Below are 13,822 nucleotides of genomic sequence, written 5' to 3'. Positions count from 1 at the left end.
CGGCGAGGCTGCCGTGGTTCAGGCGGCGAAGACCTCGCGCAGCTTGGCCTCCTGCTCGTGCGTCAGGTTGGTCGACAGCAGCTCGGCCTGCTGGCCTGCGAACCGCTCGTGCACCCGGTCGAGGGCGGCGTCGGAGGTCAGCACGAACAGCGCCGAGGTGCCCGGGGTGATCTGCTGCTTCACCCGGTTGATGAAGCCGTCGTCGATCCCGACGTCGGCGAGCGACCCGGTGAGCGCGCCGATGCCCGCGCCGACGGCAGCGCCGAGCAGCGGCACGAAGAACAGCAGCCCGAACAGCAGGCCCCAGAACGCGCCGCCGAGCGCGCCGACGCCGGTGAGCGAGCGCAGCTGCTCGGTCTTGGGCTTCTTCGCGCCGTCCGGCCATTTGACGACGGCCCCGTCGTGCACCTCGATGAGCTGCTCGCGCTGCAGCTCCTCCAGGGTGTTGATCGCCTGGTCGGCGCCGGTGGCGGTCGGGAACTTCCACACGGTCAGGGTGGTGGCCACAGCTCAGGTCCTTTCGTCGGGGAGGCGCGACCCGGCGGCCCGCCTGCGCCCGACGGTAGGAAACGCGGGGGTCGGGCGCCTCGCCCGAATCGGGTGATACCGGGGTTCACCCGGAACGGGTGAGGCCGGTGCCCGCCCGCCGTGCCGAGACTGGGACGCACACCCGGCCGCGCCGTCCCGTGGAGGAACCCATGTGCCCGAAGGAACCGACCTCGTACACCACCGCGGCGAACCGGGCGGCGGTGCGGCAGTACGCCATGGACGACCGCCGCGACTTCGAGGACGCCCGGCGCGGCCTGATCGCCGAGCTGCCCGGCGCCTACACCGCCCCCGGCGGCGCGGTCGCCTTCGACCCGGCCGACTACGCCTACCTCTCCGAGGCCGGGGACGAGGCGCCGGACTCGGTGGAGCCGAGCCTGTGGCGGCAGAGCAGGCTGCTGGCGCGCGGCGGGCTGTTCCGGGTGACCGACCGGCTCTACCAGGTCCGCAACAACGACATCGCCAACCTGACCGTGGTCGAGGGCGCGGCGGGGCTGGTGGTGATCGACTGCATGGCAGGCGTGGAGGCGGCGCGGCAGGCCATGGGGATGATCCGCGAGCACGTGAGCGACAAGCCGGTCGCGGCGGTGATCTACACGCACACCCACATCGACCACTACGGCGGGGTGAAGGGCGTGGTGGACGCCGACGACGTGGCGTCGGGCCGGGTGCCGATCGTGGCGCCGGGGCTCGCCTTCGACAAATACGCCATCGGGGAGAACGTGGTCGCGGGCAACGCCATGGCCCGGCGCAGCTTCTACGCCTTCGGCGCGCTGCTCGACCACGGGCCGCGCGGCCATCTCACCTGCGGCATCGGCGTCGACACCGCGAAGGGCGTCTCGGTCTCCTACCTGTCGCCCACCGATACGATCACCGCGACCGGGCAGAAGCGGGAGCTGGCCGGGATCGAGTTCGAGTTCCTCTACGCCCCCGACACCGAGGCGCCGGAGGAGATGCACATCTGGATCCCCGAGCTGCGCGCGCTGACCTGCGCGGAGAACGCCAACCATGCGTTGCACAACATCCAGACCCTGCGCGGCGCCCGTACCCGCGACGCCCGCAACTTCGCCCGCTACCTGGACGAGACGCTTGAGCGCTGGGGCGACGACGCCGAGGTGCACTACGGCCCGCACACCTGGCCGGTGTGGGGCACCGAGAACATCGCCGCCCTGCTCGAATCCCAGCGCGACACCTACAAGTTCATCCACGACCAGGCGCTGCGCCTGGCCAACCGGGGCTACACCCCGCTGGAGGCGGCCGAGATCCTGGAGCTCCCCGAGGAGCTGGGCCGCGACTGGCCGAACCGCAGCTACCACGGCACCCTGCACCACGACGTGCGCGCGGTCTTCACCAAGGAGCTCGGCATGTGGGACGGCGACCCGGTCTCGCTGCACCCGCACCCGCCGGTGGCATCGGCGAAGCGGCTGGTGGCCTTCGCCGGGGCGGACCGGATCCTGGCCGAGGGGCGGCGCGCCTTCGACGCGGGCGACTACCGGTGGGCGGCGCAGATCCTGCACGCGCTGGTCTTCGCCGAGCCGGAGCACACCGCGGCCAAGCAGCTGCAGGCCGACGCCTACGAGCAGCTCGGGTACCAGTCCGAGGGGCCGCAGTGGCGCGGGATCTTCCTCTCCGCGGCCAAGGAGCTGCGCGAGGGCACCCAGCCGCCGCCGTACGTGACGGCCAGCGCCGACAGTGTCCTGGCCATGCCGATCGACCTGCTCTTCGACTTCGTGGCGGTGCACATCGTCGGCGAGCGGGCCGCCGACGCCGACATCCACCTGAACCTGGACTTCACCGACGCGGACGGGCGGTGGAACACCTGGATCCGGCGCGGGGTGCTCAACGCGCGGCGGGGACACTCGCCGAAGGCGCAGCTCACCCTCGCCGGGCCGAAGCAGGCGCTGGTCGCGGTGCTGCTGCGGCCGGACGCGCTGGCCGAGCTGCCCGCGGGCGCGCTCCGGCTGACCGGCGACGAGAGGCGCTGACGCGGCTCGGCGAGCTGCTGGACACCTTCGACCCGGCGTTCTCGATCGTCACCCCCTGAGCGCCCGGCTACCGCGCGTACTCGTAGCGCCCCTCCGGAGCCTCGATCCGGTGGTACCCGACCACCCGCACGGTGGGAACGAGGTCGGGGTCGCGCCGGGCACTGCCCGGCTCGACGAGACCGCGCACCTCGATCCAGGCATCGTCCTCGACCGCCTCCGGCATCCCGGCCAGGTGCACGGACACGTAACGGGCATCGGCGACGCAGCAGCTGATCACGACCCGCACGAGGTCGGGCCCGGCGACGAAGCCGCTGATGCGGACCTCGCGCCCGTCGAGCGAGCCTGCGGTGTCCCACACCGCCCGGTTCACCAGGTCCACGATCTGCAGCCGCGGCGCCTCCCCGTCCCGCAGCGGCGGCATCGCGCGCTGGGCCGTTCCCTCCTCCGGTTCGGCGGGCCGCACGGCGGAGCCGGTGACCAGCACCTCGGAGCCGAGCGCGGGGGGCGCGATCAGCAGCAGTGCGGCCACCGGGATCAGCAGCAGCCAGGGGGCGCGGCCGTGGGTGTGCGGGAGGGCGTTGCCGCCGCGGCGAATGTCGCGGGCGATGGCGATCAGCGCGAGCAGGACGAAGCAGGCGCCCGCGGCCAGCAGGAAGGGGTAGAGCCCCGCTTTGACGTAACGCAGGTAGCTGCCGTTCAGCGTGATCACCAGGACGGCGGCGCCGACGAGCAGGAGCAGCAGGTTCTCGGTCTCGCGCCTCATCGGGCGCCGCCGAGGAAGAGCAGCCCGGCCGCGGTGCCGCAGAGCACCGCCACCGCGAAGGTCAGCGGGGCGAAGCGGAGCGCGAAGGCGCGGCCGAAGGTGCCTGCCTGCATGGCGAAGAGCTTGACGTCGACGGCGGGGCCGACCACGAGGAAGACCAGCCGGGGCAGCAGCGGCAGCGCGGACATGCTCGCGGCCACGAAGGCGTCGGCCTCCGAGCAGAGCGCGAGCAGCACGGCCAGCACCGCCAGGACGAGCACGGCGAGCAGCAGCTGCCCGGCGAGGTGCTCGTACCAGTCGGGCGGGACGGCGACGTGCAGCAGCGCGGCCGCGCCCGCGCCGACCACCAGGAAGGCGGCCGCCTGCACCAGGTCGTGCCTGGCCGCCTCGGTGAAGACCGCCCAGCGCGTGCGCCCCGCCGTGTGGTGCAGGTGCGCGGGGGTCGGCGTCATCCAGCCGGGCTGCCCGAACCGCGACCACAGCAGCCCCATCAGCACGGCGGTCGCCAGCGAGCCGGCGAACCGCGCCGCCACCATCCCGGGCTCGCCGGGGAACGCGACCGCCGTGGCGATCAGCACCATGGGGTTGATCGCGGGCGCCGAGAGCATGAAGGCCAGCGCCGCGGCGCCCGGCGCGCCCTGGTCGGTGAGGCGCCGCGCGACCGGCACCACGCCGCACTCGCAGCCCGGCACCGCCGCACCGGCCAGCCCGGCGACGCCGATCGCCGCGGTCTCGTTGCGCGGCAGCACCTTCCCGATCAGCCGCGGCGAGACGAAGGCGGCGATGAAGCCGCTCAGCACCACCCCGAGCACCAGGAACGGGACCGCCTGCACGAAGACCCCGGCGAAGACAGTGCAGGCCGCCCGCGCCCGCACCGACGCGGCCACCGCGTTCGTCAGCACCCCCTGTGCGAGTACCCCGGCGATCACCAGACCGGCGAGCAGCCAGGTCGAGGAGAGACGCCGCGTGCCATCCTGCGCGACCACGAACGCACCCCTCCCGAAGATCGACTCGCCGGACACTATCCGACGGGCGACCCGCGAGCCGCCCACACACTGAAAATCATATTCAGTAATATCCCCGGCGTGACAACCAGCCAGCAGCAGCGGACCGGCAAGCCGGGCACCGGGACCTCGACCGACGACCCCGCGGCGGCCGAGGCGGTCTACCTCGACGCGACCCGGCGGCTGCTGGAGCCGCTCGGCGTGCGCGACGGCGACGTCGTGGTCGACATCGGCCCGGGCGCGGGCTCCGCGACGGTCGCGCTGGCGCAGGCCGTCGGCGAGCGCGGGCGCGTCTACGCCGTCGACCTCGACCGCTCGATGCTCGACGCGACGCTGGCCGCCGCGGCGGTGGCGGGGGTGGCCGAGCGGATCCGCGCGGTCTGCCACGACATCGAGGACGGGGTGCCGCCGCTCCCCGAGCCCGCCGACGCGGTGTGGTCGTCGTGGTGCGTGCACCATGCGCGCGACTGGGACGCCGCCGCGCGGGCGCTGACCGGGCTGCTGCGGCCGGGCGGGGTGCTGTGCCTGGCCGAGGGCGGGCTGCCGACCCGGTGCCTGCCGTGGGACATCGGGATCGGGCGGCCCGGGCTGGAGGTGCGGCTCGACGAGGCGCACGACCGGCATTTCACGCAGTGGTTCTTCGGCAGGCCGGGGGCGCGGCGGCCGGCCCGCGGCTGGGCCGAGATCCTCGGCGACGCCGGACTTTCCGACGTGACCGCGTTCACCGCGCTGGTGGACATCCCGGCCCCGCTGAGCGCCGAGGTCCGCGCGGTGGTGCTGGCCGAGCTCGCGGCCAGGGTCCGCCGGGCCGGGCCGTTCCTGACCCCGGACGACGCCGCCGCCTGGGCGCAGCTGCTCGACCCGGAGGCGCGGGCCTGGCTCGGCCACCGCGCCGACCTCACCCTGCTGACCGCGCGCACCGGCTTCCGCGGCCGCCGACCCGAGCGCTGATCAGCTCGGCATCGCCGCGCAGCGCCGGACCACCTCGAGCACCCGATCGATCTCCGCGGGCGTGTTGTAGACGTGCACGCTGACCCGCACCGCGTGGTCGCGGGAGTCCCGCCCGGCCTGGCAGTGGCTGTCGGCGCGGACCATGATCCCCTCGTCGGCCAGTACGAAGCCGAGGTCGTCGGAGCGGACGCGGGCGTGCCGGAAGGTCACGATGCCCTCCCGGCGCTGCACCGGCGAATCGGCGGCCAGGCTGTCCTGGCAGCCGAGTACCTCGATGTCGGGGAGGCGGCGCAGCCCGTCGGTGAGCCGGGTGGTCAAAGCCGTGGTCCAGGCCAGGATCTCGGGTAGCCCGGCGGCGTCGAGCCAGTCGAACGCGGCCGCGAGGCCGACGATCCCGGCGGTGTTCGGGGTGCCGCGCCAGCCGCCGAGCTCGAACCGCGGGCCGAGCCGGTTGCGCGCCCAGACCGCGCCGACGCCGGGCAGCGCGAGCATCTTGTGCCCGGAGAACACCACGAAGTCGGCGTCGGTCTCGGCGACCGAGACCGGCCGGTGCCCGACGGCCTGCGCGGCGTCCACGCAGATCGGCACCTCCGGCCCGACCGCGGCGCGCACCCGGTGCAGGTTCATGTCCGCGCCGAAGACGTGGTGCACCTGGGTGGCCGCGACGAACCGGGTGCGCGGGCCGACGAGCGCGGGCAGCGCACGGTGGTCGTAGTCGCCGGAGGCCGGGTCGACCGGCAGCGCGAGCACCCGGATGCCGATTCCGGCCTGCTCCAGCCGCTTTCGCAGGTCGAGCCATGGCCGCAGGTTGGCCTCGTGGTCGCCGAAGGGGACGATGATCTCGTCGCCGTCGCGCAGCTGCCCGGCCAGCCAGTCCCCCGCCACCGCGCGCAGCCCGCCGCTGGTGCCGTCGACGAACTCCACCGTCGACCCGGTCCCGGTGTCGCCCAGCGCGGTTCGGACGCGGTCGCGGGCGGCCTCGATCCTGGCGGTGGTCGCGGTGCCCCAGGGGTAGGCGCCGCGCGCGGCATTGGCATTGCCGGTGGTCAGGTACTCGGTGACGGCGTCCAGCACCGCCGCGGGCTTCTGCGTGGTGGCGGCGTTGTCGAGGTAGGCGAGGTCGGGGTTGGCCGCGATGATCGGGAACTGCGCGCGCAGGTCGCGCTGCCACTCCGCCAGCCGGGTCAGGGTCGGGTCGGACACGGTGATCAGTCCCTGACCAGCGGGGCGCCCGCGTCCCGCCAGGCGACGACGCCGCCGAGCAGGCTGCGCGCATCGCGGTGGCCGAGGCGGGTCAGCAGCGCGGCGTACCGGGCGGACTGCTCCCCGACGGGGCAGACCAGCAGCACCGGCCTGCCCGCGCCGAACGGGAGCCCGCCGCGGGTGAGCTCACCGAAGAGCTCGTCGACGATATTGATCGAGTCCGGGATGTGCCTGGCGGTGTAGGCGAACGAGCCGCGCAGGTCGACCACGAGCGGGCGCTCCGCCTCGATCCACGCCCTGGCGGCGGCCACGTCGAGCTGCGCGACGGCGGCGACCTCGGCGTCGGTCACGGTCGCGGGCGAGTCGGCGCGCTCCGGCTGGTTGAAGAGCGCGGGGCGGCGCTTGCGGAGGTAGCTCATGTAGCTCTCGACTCGATCGCACACGATGAATACCGCCGTGCGGCGCTCGGTGAGCTCCGCGTCCAGCGCGGCCAGGTGCCGCAGCGCGCCCGCGTAGGCGGCGCCCGAGGTGGGGCCGCCGAGGATGCCGCAGCGACGGTTCAGCACCAGCATGCCGTCGATCGCCTCGTCGGCGGTCACCGCGTCGATGCCGTCGTAGTTCGCCGGGTCGAAGAGCCCGACCTCGTTGACCTCGTCGATATTGCGGATGCCAGGGATGAAGTCGCTCTTGGCCGCGACCAGCCCGAGCACCGAGACCCCGGGGTTGGCCTCGCGCAGCATCCCGGCCACGCCGGTGGAGGAGCCCGCGGTGCCGACGCACGCGACGAAGATGTCCGGGCCGGTGCCGTCGAGGTCCTTGATGATCTCCGGCGCGGTGCCCGCCCGGTGGGCGTCCCGGTTGCGCGGGTTGAAGTACTGGTCGGTGTGCAGGTATCCGGTGCCCGCCGCGGAGAGCGAGCGGTACATGCGGGTCAGCGGGTCCTCGGTGTCGGTGGGGTCGAGGCACTCGGTGCGGCCGGGCAGCTCCTCGATCTGCGCGCCGAGCAGCAGCAGCAGGTCCTTGACCTCGGGCACCCGCATCCGGTTGGTCACGCTCTTGAACGGCAGGCCGTGCATGGCCGCGATCACCGCCAGCGCCTTGGCGGTGTTGCCGCTGGAGAGCTCCACCACCGCGGCGCCGCGCTCGACGGCGTCGGGGAGCTCGTCGCGCACCATGTTCCAGGCGGGCCGGTCCTTCACCGAGCCGAAGGGGTTCAGCATCTCCAGTTTCGCGTAGAGGTCGATGTTGCTCAGCCCGTGCACCTCCGGTGCGATCCGGACCAGCGGCGTGTCGCCGATGACATCGAGAATGCTCTCGAACTTCACGATCGGTCACCTTTCCCCGGCCAATACTGCTCATCCAGGCACCAGCCCCAGCCGCCGTCCTCGGGGTAGACCGCGACCGTGCGGGCCTGCGCCTGCATCAGCGCGGGCCCCGCGGCGAAATCCATGAAGTAGCCCGCCGTGTTCACGAAGGCCAGCAGGTCGCCCGGGACCGGCAGCCGCGGCAGCAGCACCGCGCGGCGGGTGAGGAAGTCGTCCTCCAGGCACAGGTTGCCGCCGAGGTAGACCGGGGCCTGCTCGCCCGGCGCCTGCCGCGCGGGCAGCAGCACCGGATCCATCAGCACCGCATGGTCTTCGGTGCTGATGTCGCGGGAGTTGGCGGCCAGCCGGACCAGGGTGTCGCCGGTGTGCAGGGTCCGCACCTCGGCGACCCGGGCCAGGGTGAGGCCGCACTGGTCGGTGAGCGCGCGGCCGGGCTCGATGTGCAGGTCGTAGAGGTTCTCCAGCAGCAGCGTCGCCAGCGGCCTGCCGAGCGCGGCGGACTCGCGGGCGAGCAGCTCGGCGAGGTAGTCGGCGCCCGCGAGGTCGCGGTGCGCCGGATAGAGACCGAGCCCGCCGCGCAGCGTCGCGCCATCGGCGCGCAGCCCGTAGCCGTAATTCTGCCAGGTCATGGCCGGGCGCCTGCCGAGCACCGCGCGGCCGAGCTCGGTGGTGTAGCGCTCCCAGTCGGCGCGGGCGGCCAGGTAGTTCACGCCGAAGCCGCCGCCGATGTCGATCGCGGTCGGGGCGAAACCGCGCGCCATCGCCTCGCCCATGGCGAGCAGGCAGCCCTCCAGCGCGAGCGCCTTCTCCTCGATGCCGGTGGTGTCCAGGTGGAAGGCGGTCCCGAGCAGCCGCAGCTCGCTCCGGTGCCGGTCGAGGAGGTCGTAGACCGCGGGCAGCTCGCGGGCGTGCACGCCGAAGCGGCTCGGCCTGCTCAGAATCGGCACGCCCGGCGAGTCGAAGCCGCCGATCCGGATCAGCACCCGCACCGGGTCGAAGCCGAACCGGTCGACGATGCCTGCCAGGCTCGTCAACTCCGCCGCGGAGTCCGCGCCGACCACCGCGCCGACCCGCGCCGCGAGCCACAGGAACTCGGCGTCCTTGGGGCCGGTGGCCATGATCCGCTCGCCGGCGAAGCCGGCCGCGAGCGCGTGCCGCAGCTCGCCGAGCGAGGCGACATCGATCCCGCAGCCGGTCGCCGCGAGTTCGCGGACGAGCGCGGTGGAGCGGTTCGCCTTGTGCGCGAAGTAGATCGTGCCGCCGAGCCGGTGCTCCGCGTAGACCGCGCGGAAGGCCGCGGCGTTCTCCGCCAGCCGCCGCGGCAGGACCAGGTTCAGCGGCGAGCCGAGCGCCTCGACCAGCTCCGCCAGCCGCTCCGGCGCCGCGAGCACCTCGGTCAGCAAACCATCGACGCGCGGTCTCAGCACCAGGTCCGCGTCCACGGCACCCCCTTCGAGCTCCACCGTCACGCCACGGTTCAGGTGCACATGATTATCGTTCGTAACAACGATGTCTCGATCGGCACCTCCACCGCAAGAGCAAGAAGCAAACATCCAGCTCAGACGCGCGCGCGGAAACCCGCCACAGCAACGGATTCCGGCTTCCAGGATACGGCCGGGTGCGTGACCCGCGCGTCGCAATCCCTGCCGGTGCGCTGCCGCGGCACTGCCGCGGCGCGATGGTTACCGGCGAGCACACGCCGGCGCGCGGTCGGTCAGACGGCGGGAGCGCAGAGCTCGACCGTGGTGCCGGACTCCAGGATGGTGAGGCGGGTGTGCGCGGTCAGCTCGCGCATGAGGGCGAGGCCGCGGCCGCGGCGCTGCACGGTGCCGTTCTCCCGGATGGTCGCGCGCGGCAGCCAGCGCCCGCTGTCGGTGACGGTGATCCTGACCTCGCCGCGGCGCAGCTCGGCGACGAGCCGCACCGGGCCGCGGTCGCCGCGGTGCCCGTGCTCGACGGAGTTGGTGCAGGCCTCGCCCGCGGCCAGGAGCAGATCGTAGGCGCGGTCCGCGTCGGGGACGGCGCGGGCCAGCCAGCCGCGCAGCCTGCTGCGCACCGCGGGCAACTCCTCGGCGGCGGCCGGGAACTCGACCCGCAGCGCGGCCTCCTCACCGTCGGTAGCGATCATGCTCTTCCTCCTCGTCGTTCGGGTGCGTACCCGGCCGCGCCCGAATCACACCTGCCCGCCACCACCGCCGGTGTGATGCTGCCACCAGCACCGATAGAGCCGCCGGCGGCTGGGTAACCCGCGAGAAACCGAGACGGGACCACGGCGGAGGGCATGGACGGCATGGGGCAGCAGTGGTCCGGATTCGAGATCGCGACCGAACCGCGCGAGGCGGCGGTGGTGGTCACCGCGTCCGGTGAGGTGGACATGGTGACGGCGGCGCGGCTTCGTGAGGCCCTCGACCGGGCCCAGGACCCGTCGGGGCTGCCGACCGTGCTCGACCTCTCGCGCATCGAGTTCTTCGACTCCTCCGGGCTGGAGGTGCTGGTCGACGTGCACCACCGGGCCCGACTGCGGGTCGTGGCCTCGGCCGCGGTCCGGCGCCCGCTCGGCGTCACCGGGCTGGACCGGGTGCTCGACGTCTACGACGACCTGGCCGCCGCGCTCGCGGACTGAGCTCAGGCGTCGGCCGGGTGCCGGTTGGCCCGGCGCCACGCCGAGGGCGAGCAGCCGAAGGCATCCCGGAACCGGTGCGTCGAGGTAGTCGAGCATGAGCGCGCCCAGCTCGATGGTGGCGGGCCAGGCCGCCTCCAGGATCGCGGTCTTGGCGGCGTCCTCGCGGTCCCGGCTCGGCAGGCTTCCGGAGTGGTAGATGACGGCCACCTCCTCACCCCCGGCTCCGGCGGCGGCGCGTGGTGCCGAGCACGGCTTCGGCGAGCGCGATGGTCGCGGTGCTCAGCGCCTCCCCCGCGGCCCGCGAGATCTCGCCCGCCCTGCCGATGTCGAGCGTGCCGATGTGCCCGCGCGCCAGGTCGTAGAGCGGGCTGAGGTGCAGTGTGCCCGCGGCGCGGGCGAGCTCGGTGTGCGGGATCTCCAGCGCGGCGACCGGGATCCGGACGCAGCGCGAGCTGCCGCCGCCCGCCCAGTGGAAGGTGTAGGGGGCGTCCAGGTCCGCGAGCAGCAGCTCGCCGGGGTGCACCACATGCGCGAGGCCGAACTGCTCGAACCGGCCGATGCCGCGCTCCTGCACGGCGAGGCCGAGCGTGCCGGTGGGGCCGTGCGAGATGTCCCGCGGCGAGCGCGCGAGCCGGATCTCCGAGACCGCGGTGCGGATCATGCTCACGCTGCCGAAGCTCCACGCCTCCACGCAGACCGGGTTGGCGCCGGAGGTGTCGAAGTCGATCGCCGAGACGGGGCTGTTGCGGCGGAACACGCCGCGGGCGGTGGCGGGCTCGGCGGAGCGGTCGCAGCCGGGGCCGCCGACGATCACTGCCATGCGTTTCTCCTGGGTCGACTACCGTCGCGGGGACCGCGCCCCGCTGCTCTTCGTCGCGGGCGGCGGCGACCACATCATGCCGCCCTCGGTGAACCGGGGGAACCACCGCACGTACCGGAAGTCCGCGGCGGTGACCGACTGCCACGAGTTCCCGGGCGGTCTCCTGGTGGCCGGGGGTGAAATTGGCGAAGAGGCCGTACTCGAAGACCCACGACCCCGGCGCCGGGATGGCGTAGCGGTCGTAGACCACGCGCGACCAGCAGCTGGGTCAGGGTGCCGCCGAAGGAGTGGCCCATGATGATCGGCGGGCGCGGCAGCTGGCCTCAGACGGTGCGGAGGAAGGCGAGCAGGTCCTCGTTCAGCTCGTCGCGGTGAGTGTCGGTGATGCCGTGCGGCGCACCGGGGTACACGGTCAGCGCGGCGCCGCGGATGCGGGCGGCGGCGGCCTTGCCGCCGACCTCGAACGGCACCACCTGGTCGTCGTCGCCGTGGATCACCAGCGTCGGCACGTCGACGGCGTCCAGGTCCGGGCGGAAGTCGGTGGCGGAGAAGGCGGCGATGGACTCGTAGGCGTTGCGCGCGCCCGCCTGCAGCCCCTGCCGCCAGAAGGCATCGCGCATGCCCTGCGAGGGGTGCTGCCCGGGCCGGTTGTTGCCGAAGAAGGGGCCGTCGGCGAGGTCGCGGTAGGTCTGCGAGCGGTCGGCGAGCGAGCCCGCGCGGATGCCGTCGAAGACCTCGATCGGCACCCCGCCGGGGTTGTCCTCGGTGCGCAGCATGAACGGCGGCACCGCGGCGACCAGCACCAGCTGCGCGATCCGCGCGCTGCCATGCCTGCCGAGGTAGCGGGCCACCTCGCCGCCGCCGGTGGAGAAGCCGACCAGGGTGACCTGGCGCAGGTCGAGGTGTTCGATGAGCCCGGCCAGGTCGTCGGCGTAGGTGTCCATCTCGTTGCCGTCCCAGCTCTGCGTGGAGCGGCCGTGCCCGCGCCGGTCGTGCGCGATGACCCGGTAGCCGTGCTCGGCCAGGAACAGCTGCTGCCCCTCCCAGCTGTCGGAGTTCAGCGGCCAGCCGTGGCTCAGCACGACCGGGCGGCCGCGGCCCCAGTCCTTGTAGTAGATCTCGGTGCCGTCGGCGGTGGTGTGGATCGGCATGGTTCGCCCTCGCGGTCGGGTGGTGGCTCGTGCCCTGACCCGGCCGAAGGTAGGCCAACGGCACCGCCGCGAACTGCGTCTGCGCGCACGGTTCTGTACTCACGGAGCAGCTGCGCTCTCGGAACAGCGCTGTGCACGCACAGCCAGATCCGGCGCCGCGTCCGGTTCTACGTTGAGCGCAAGCGAACCGTACGAAAGGGACCGAACCGATGTCCGATCCGAGCACCACCTGCCTGCGGCGCCTCGCCGCCGCCATCGCCGTCTCCGCGGCCGTCCTCGGCCTCGCCGCGGGCCCGGCGGCCGCCCAGCCCGGCACCAAGCCGACCGTCGTGCTGGTGCACGGCGCCTTCGCCGACTCGTCCGGGTGGCGCGATGTCGCCGCCCAGCTCGCTGCGCAGGGCTACCCGGTGCGCACCTTCGACAACCCGCTGCGCGGGCCGTCGCACGATTCCGCGGCGCTGGAGCGCGCGCTGGCCGGGATCTCGGGGCCGATCGTGCTGGTCGGCCACTCCTACGGCGGCGCGGTGATCACCAACACGCACGACCCGGACGTGGTCGCAGGCGTCTACATCGCGGCCTTCGCCCCGGCGCAGGGCGAGTTCGTGCAGGGGCTGCTGAACCCGATCACCTACCCGGGCAGCAGGCTGCTCCCGCCCGCGCTGCAGCTCGGCGTGGTCGCCGACGCCACCGGCCCCGGCGGCAGCAACCTGGACGGCTACATCGCCGAGCCGTACTTCCACGAGGTCTTCGCCCAGGACGTCGATGCCGCCACCGCGGCGGACATGTTCGCGCACCAGAAGTCGGCCGCGCTGACCGCCAACCTGGAGCCCTCCGGCGCCCCCTCCTGGAGCTCGGTCCCGAGCTGGTACCTGGTGTCGCAGCAGGACCGGGTGATCCCGCCCGCGCTGCAGCGCTTCATGGCGTCGCGGGCGGCGCCGGGCACCACCACCGAGGTGGACGCCGCGCACGCGTCGCTGGTCTCCCGGCCGGGCGAGGTGACCGCGGTCGTGGTCGCCGCGGCGGAGGCGACCGACGGCTGAGCTCAGCGACCGGCCAGGCCGTGCCGCGGGGTGGTGGTGAGGTAACTGCCGACCCGCTGCACGGTCAGGTTCATCTCGTAGGCGACGGTGCCGAGGTTCGCCGCGTCGGTGGTCTGCAGCGCCAGGCAGGCGTTCGGGCCCGCGGCGGTCACGAAGAGCACCGCGCGGTCCAGCTCGATCATGGCCTGGCGCACGCCGCCGCCCTCGAAGCGGGCGCCCGCGCTGCGGGCGAGGCCGTAGAGCGTGGAGGACATGGCGGCGAAGTGCTCGGCGTCCTCCTGGGTCAGCGCGGCCGAGCGGCCGAGCAGCAGCCCGTCGGTGGAGAGCACCACCACGTGCCTGACCCCGGCGAGCCGCTCGACCAGGTCGTCCAGGATCCAGTTCAGGTCGGCGGGTTCGGGTGCGGTCATC

14 protein-coding genes are annotated in these 13,822 nt (G+C 73.6%); 4 read left to right on the top strand and 10 right to left on the bottom strand.

The annotated features are described in order from the left end of the window. Window positions 1-18: 18 nt before the first annotated feature. Entirely contained in the window at window positions 19-507 is a 489-nt protein-coding gene (locus ACFUUZ_RS00935; protein ID WP_378690862.1) for a DUF1269 domain-containing protein, read from the bottom strand. Between the two features lie 191 nt (window positions 508-698). On the opposite strand from ACFUUZ_RS00935, the gene ACFUUZ_RS00930 reads away from it, so the two are divergent. Continuing rightward, entirely contained in the window at window positions 699-2,531 is a 1,833-nt protein-coding gene (locus ACFUUZ_RS00930; RefSeq protein WP_378690860.1) for an alkyl/aryl-sulfatase, read from the top strand. A gap of 67 nt (window positions 2,532-2,598) precedes the next feature. Here ACFUUZ_RS00930 and ACFUUZ_RS00925 read toward each other — a convergent pair whose 3' ends face one another. Both ACFUUZ_RS00925 and ACFUUZ_RS00920 read right to left on the bottom strand, forming a co-directional pair. Continuing rightward, window positions 2,599-3,294 carry a TIGR03943 family putative permease subunit gene (locus ACFUUZ_RS00925; protein ID WP_378690857.1) on the bottom strand — a complete coding sequence of 232 codons (696 nt, stop codon included), beginning with the start codon at window positions 3,292-3,294 and terminating at the stop codon, window positions 2,599-2,601. Beyond that, window positions 3,291-4,280 carry a permease gene (locus ACFUUZ_RS00920; RefSeq protein WP_378690854.1) on the bottom strand — a complete coding sequence of 330 codons (990 nt, stop codon included), beginning with the start codon at window positions 4,278-4,280 and terminating at the stop codon, window positions 3,291-3,293. Before ACFUUZ_RS00920 ends, ACFUUZ_RS00925 begins: the two co-directional genes overlap by 4 nt. Before the next feature lie 99 nt (window positions 4,281-4,379). On the opposite strand from ACFUUZ_RS00920, the gene ACFUUZ_RS00915 reads away from it, so the two are divergent. Then, window positions 4,380-5,249 carry a class I SAM-dependent methyltransferase gene (locus ACFUUZ_RS00915; protein ID WP_378690852.1) on the top strand — a complete coding sequence of 290 codons (870 nt, stop codon included), beginning with the start codon at window positions 4,380-4,382 and terminating at the stop codon, window positions 5,247-5,249. On the opposite strand, the gene ACFUUZ_RS00910 is transcribed toward ACFUUZ_RS00915, so the two are convergent. The 4 genes from ACFUUZ_RS00910 to ACFUUZ_RS00895 form a co-directional block, all read right to left on the bottom strand. Continuing rightward, window positions 5,250-6,452, bottom strand: coding sequence for an aminotransferase class V-fold PLP-dependent enzyme (locus ACFUUZ_RS00910; protein ID WP_378690849.1), 1,203 nt, complete (start codon window positions 6,450-6,452; stop codon window positions 5,250-5,252). A gap of 5 nt (window positions 6,453-6,457) precedes the next feature. After that, window positions 6,458-7,777, bottom strand: a complete 1,320-nt coding sequence (locus ACFUUZ_RS00905; RefSeq protein ID WP_378690846.1) for a pyridoxal-phosphate dependent enzyme — start codon at window positions 7,775-7,777, stop codon at window positions 6,458-6,460. After that, window positions 7,774-9,264 (bottom strand): Y4yA family PLP-dependent enzyme, encoded by a 1,491-nt coding sequence (locus ACFUUZ_RS00900; protein ID WP_378690843.1) that lies wholly within the window; start codon window positions 9,262-9,264, stop codon window positions 7,774-7,776. Before ACFUUZ_RS00900 ends, ACFUUZ_RS00905 begins: the two co-directional genes overlap by 4 nt. Before the next feature lie 227 nt (window positions 9,265-9,491). Further along, window positions 9,492-9,905: an ATP-binding protein gene (locus ACFUUZ_RS00895; RefSeq protein WP_378690840.1), complete on the bottom strand. Its 414-nt coding sequence runs from the start codon at window positions 9,903-9,905 to the stop codon at window positions 9,492-9,494. Between the two features lie 153 nt (window positions 9,906-10,058). Between ACFUUZ_RS00895 and ACFUUZ_RS00890 the strand changes: the two genes are divergently transcribed. Beyond that, window positions 10,059-10,400, top strand: coding sequence for an STAS domain-containing protein (locus tag ACFUUZ_RS00890; RefSeq protein ID WP_378690837.1), 342 nt, complete (start codon window positions 10,059-10,061; stop codon window positions 10,398-10,400). A 211-nt stretch (window positions 10,401-10,611) separates the two neighbouring features. Here ACFUUZ_RS00890 and ACFUUZ_RS00885 read toward each other — a convergent pair whose 3' ends face one another. Together ACFUUZ_RS00885 and ACFUUZ_RS00880 are read right to left on the bottom strand one after the other, a co-directional pair. Further along, window positions 10,612-11,220 (bottom strand): hypothetical protein, encoded by a 609-nt coding sequence (locus tag ACFUUZ_RS00885; RefSeq protein ID WP_378690835.1) that lies wholly within the window; start codon window positions 11,218-11,220, stop codon window positions 10,612-10,614. Window positions 11,221-11,543: 323 nt separating this feature from the next. Beyond that, window positions 11,544-12,371, bottom strand: coding sequence for an alpha/beta fold hydrolase (locus ACFUUZ_RS00880; RefSeq protein WP_378690832.1), 828 nt, complete (start codon window positions 12,369-12,371; stop codon window positions 11,544-11,546). A 209-nt stretch (window positions 12,372-12,580) separates the two neighbouring features. Between ACFUUZ_RS00880 and ACFUUZ_RS00875 the strand changes: the two genes are divergently transcribed. Then, the gene (locus ACFUUZ_RS00875; protein WP_378690829.1) at window positions 12,581-13,411 is read left to right on the top strand and encodes an alpha/beta hydrolase; all 831 of its coding nucleotides are present in this window, start codon (window positions 12,581-12,583) and stop codon (window positions 13,409-13,411) included. Between the two features lie 2 nt (window positions 13,412-13,413). On the opposite strand, the gene ACFUUZ_RS00870 is transcribed toward ACFUUZ_RS00875, so the two are convergent. Then, window positions 13,414-13,821 carry a roadblock/LC7 domain-containing protein gene (locus ACFUUZ_RS00870; protein WP_378690827.1) on the bottom strand — a complete coding sequence of 136 codons (408 nt, stop codon included), beginning with the start codon at window positions 13,819-13,821 and terminating at the stop codon, window positions 13,414-13,416. Window position 13,822 lies beyond the last annotated feature (1 nt).

Origin of the sequence: Nocardia sp. NPDC057353 (genome assembly GCF_042667085.1) — a bacterium.
In the GTDB taxonomy this organism is placed as follows: Bacteria; Actinomycetota; Actinomycetes; order Mycobacteriales; family Mycobacteriaceae; genus Nocardia.
Note: the sequence above shows the minus strand (reverse complement) of the source record. Positions and strands in the feature narration are given on the sequence as shown.

Coding starts and splice junctions, on each gene's coding strand:
- ACFUUZ_RS00925 (WP_378690857.1), bottom strand. CDS start 3,294: ATGAGGCGCGAGACCGAGAACCTGCTGCTCCTGCTCGTCGGCGCCGCC.
- ACFUUZ_RS00885 (WP_378690835.1), bottom strand. CDS start 11,220: ATGGCAGTGATCGTCGGCGGCCCCGGCTGCGACCGCTCCGCCGAGCCC.
- ACFUUZ_RS00930 (WP_378690860.1), top strand. CDS start 699: ATGTGCCCGAAGGAACCGACCTCGTACACCACCGCGGCGAACCGGGCG.
- ACFUUZ_RS00890 (WP_378690837.1), top strand. CDS start 10,059: ATGGACGGCATGGGGCAGCAGTGGTCCGGATTCGAGATCGCGACCGAA.
- ACFUUZ_RS00875 (WP_378690829.1), top strand. CDS start 12,581: ATGTCCGATCCGAGCACCACCTGCCTGCGGCGCCTCGCCGCCGCCATC.
- ACFUUZ_RS00870 (WP_378690827.1), bottom strand. CDS start 13,821: ATGACCGCACCCGAACCCGCCGACCTGAACTGGATCCTGGACGACCTG.
- ACFUUZ_RS00895 (WP_378690840.1), bottom strand. CDS start 9,905: ATGATCGCTACCGACGGTGAGGAGGCCGCGCTGCGGGTCGAGTTCCCG.
- ACFUUZ_RS00880 (WP_378690832.1), bottom strand. CDS start 12,371: ATGCCGATCCACACCACCGCCGACGGCACCGAGATCTACTACAAGGAC.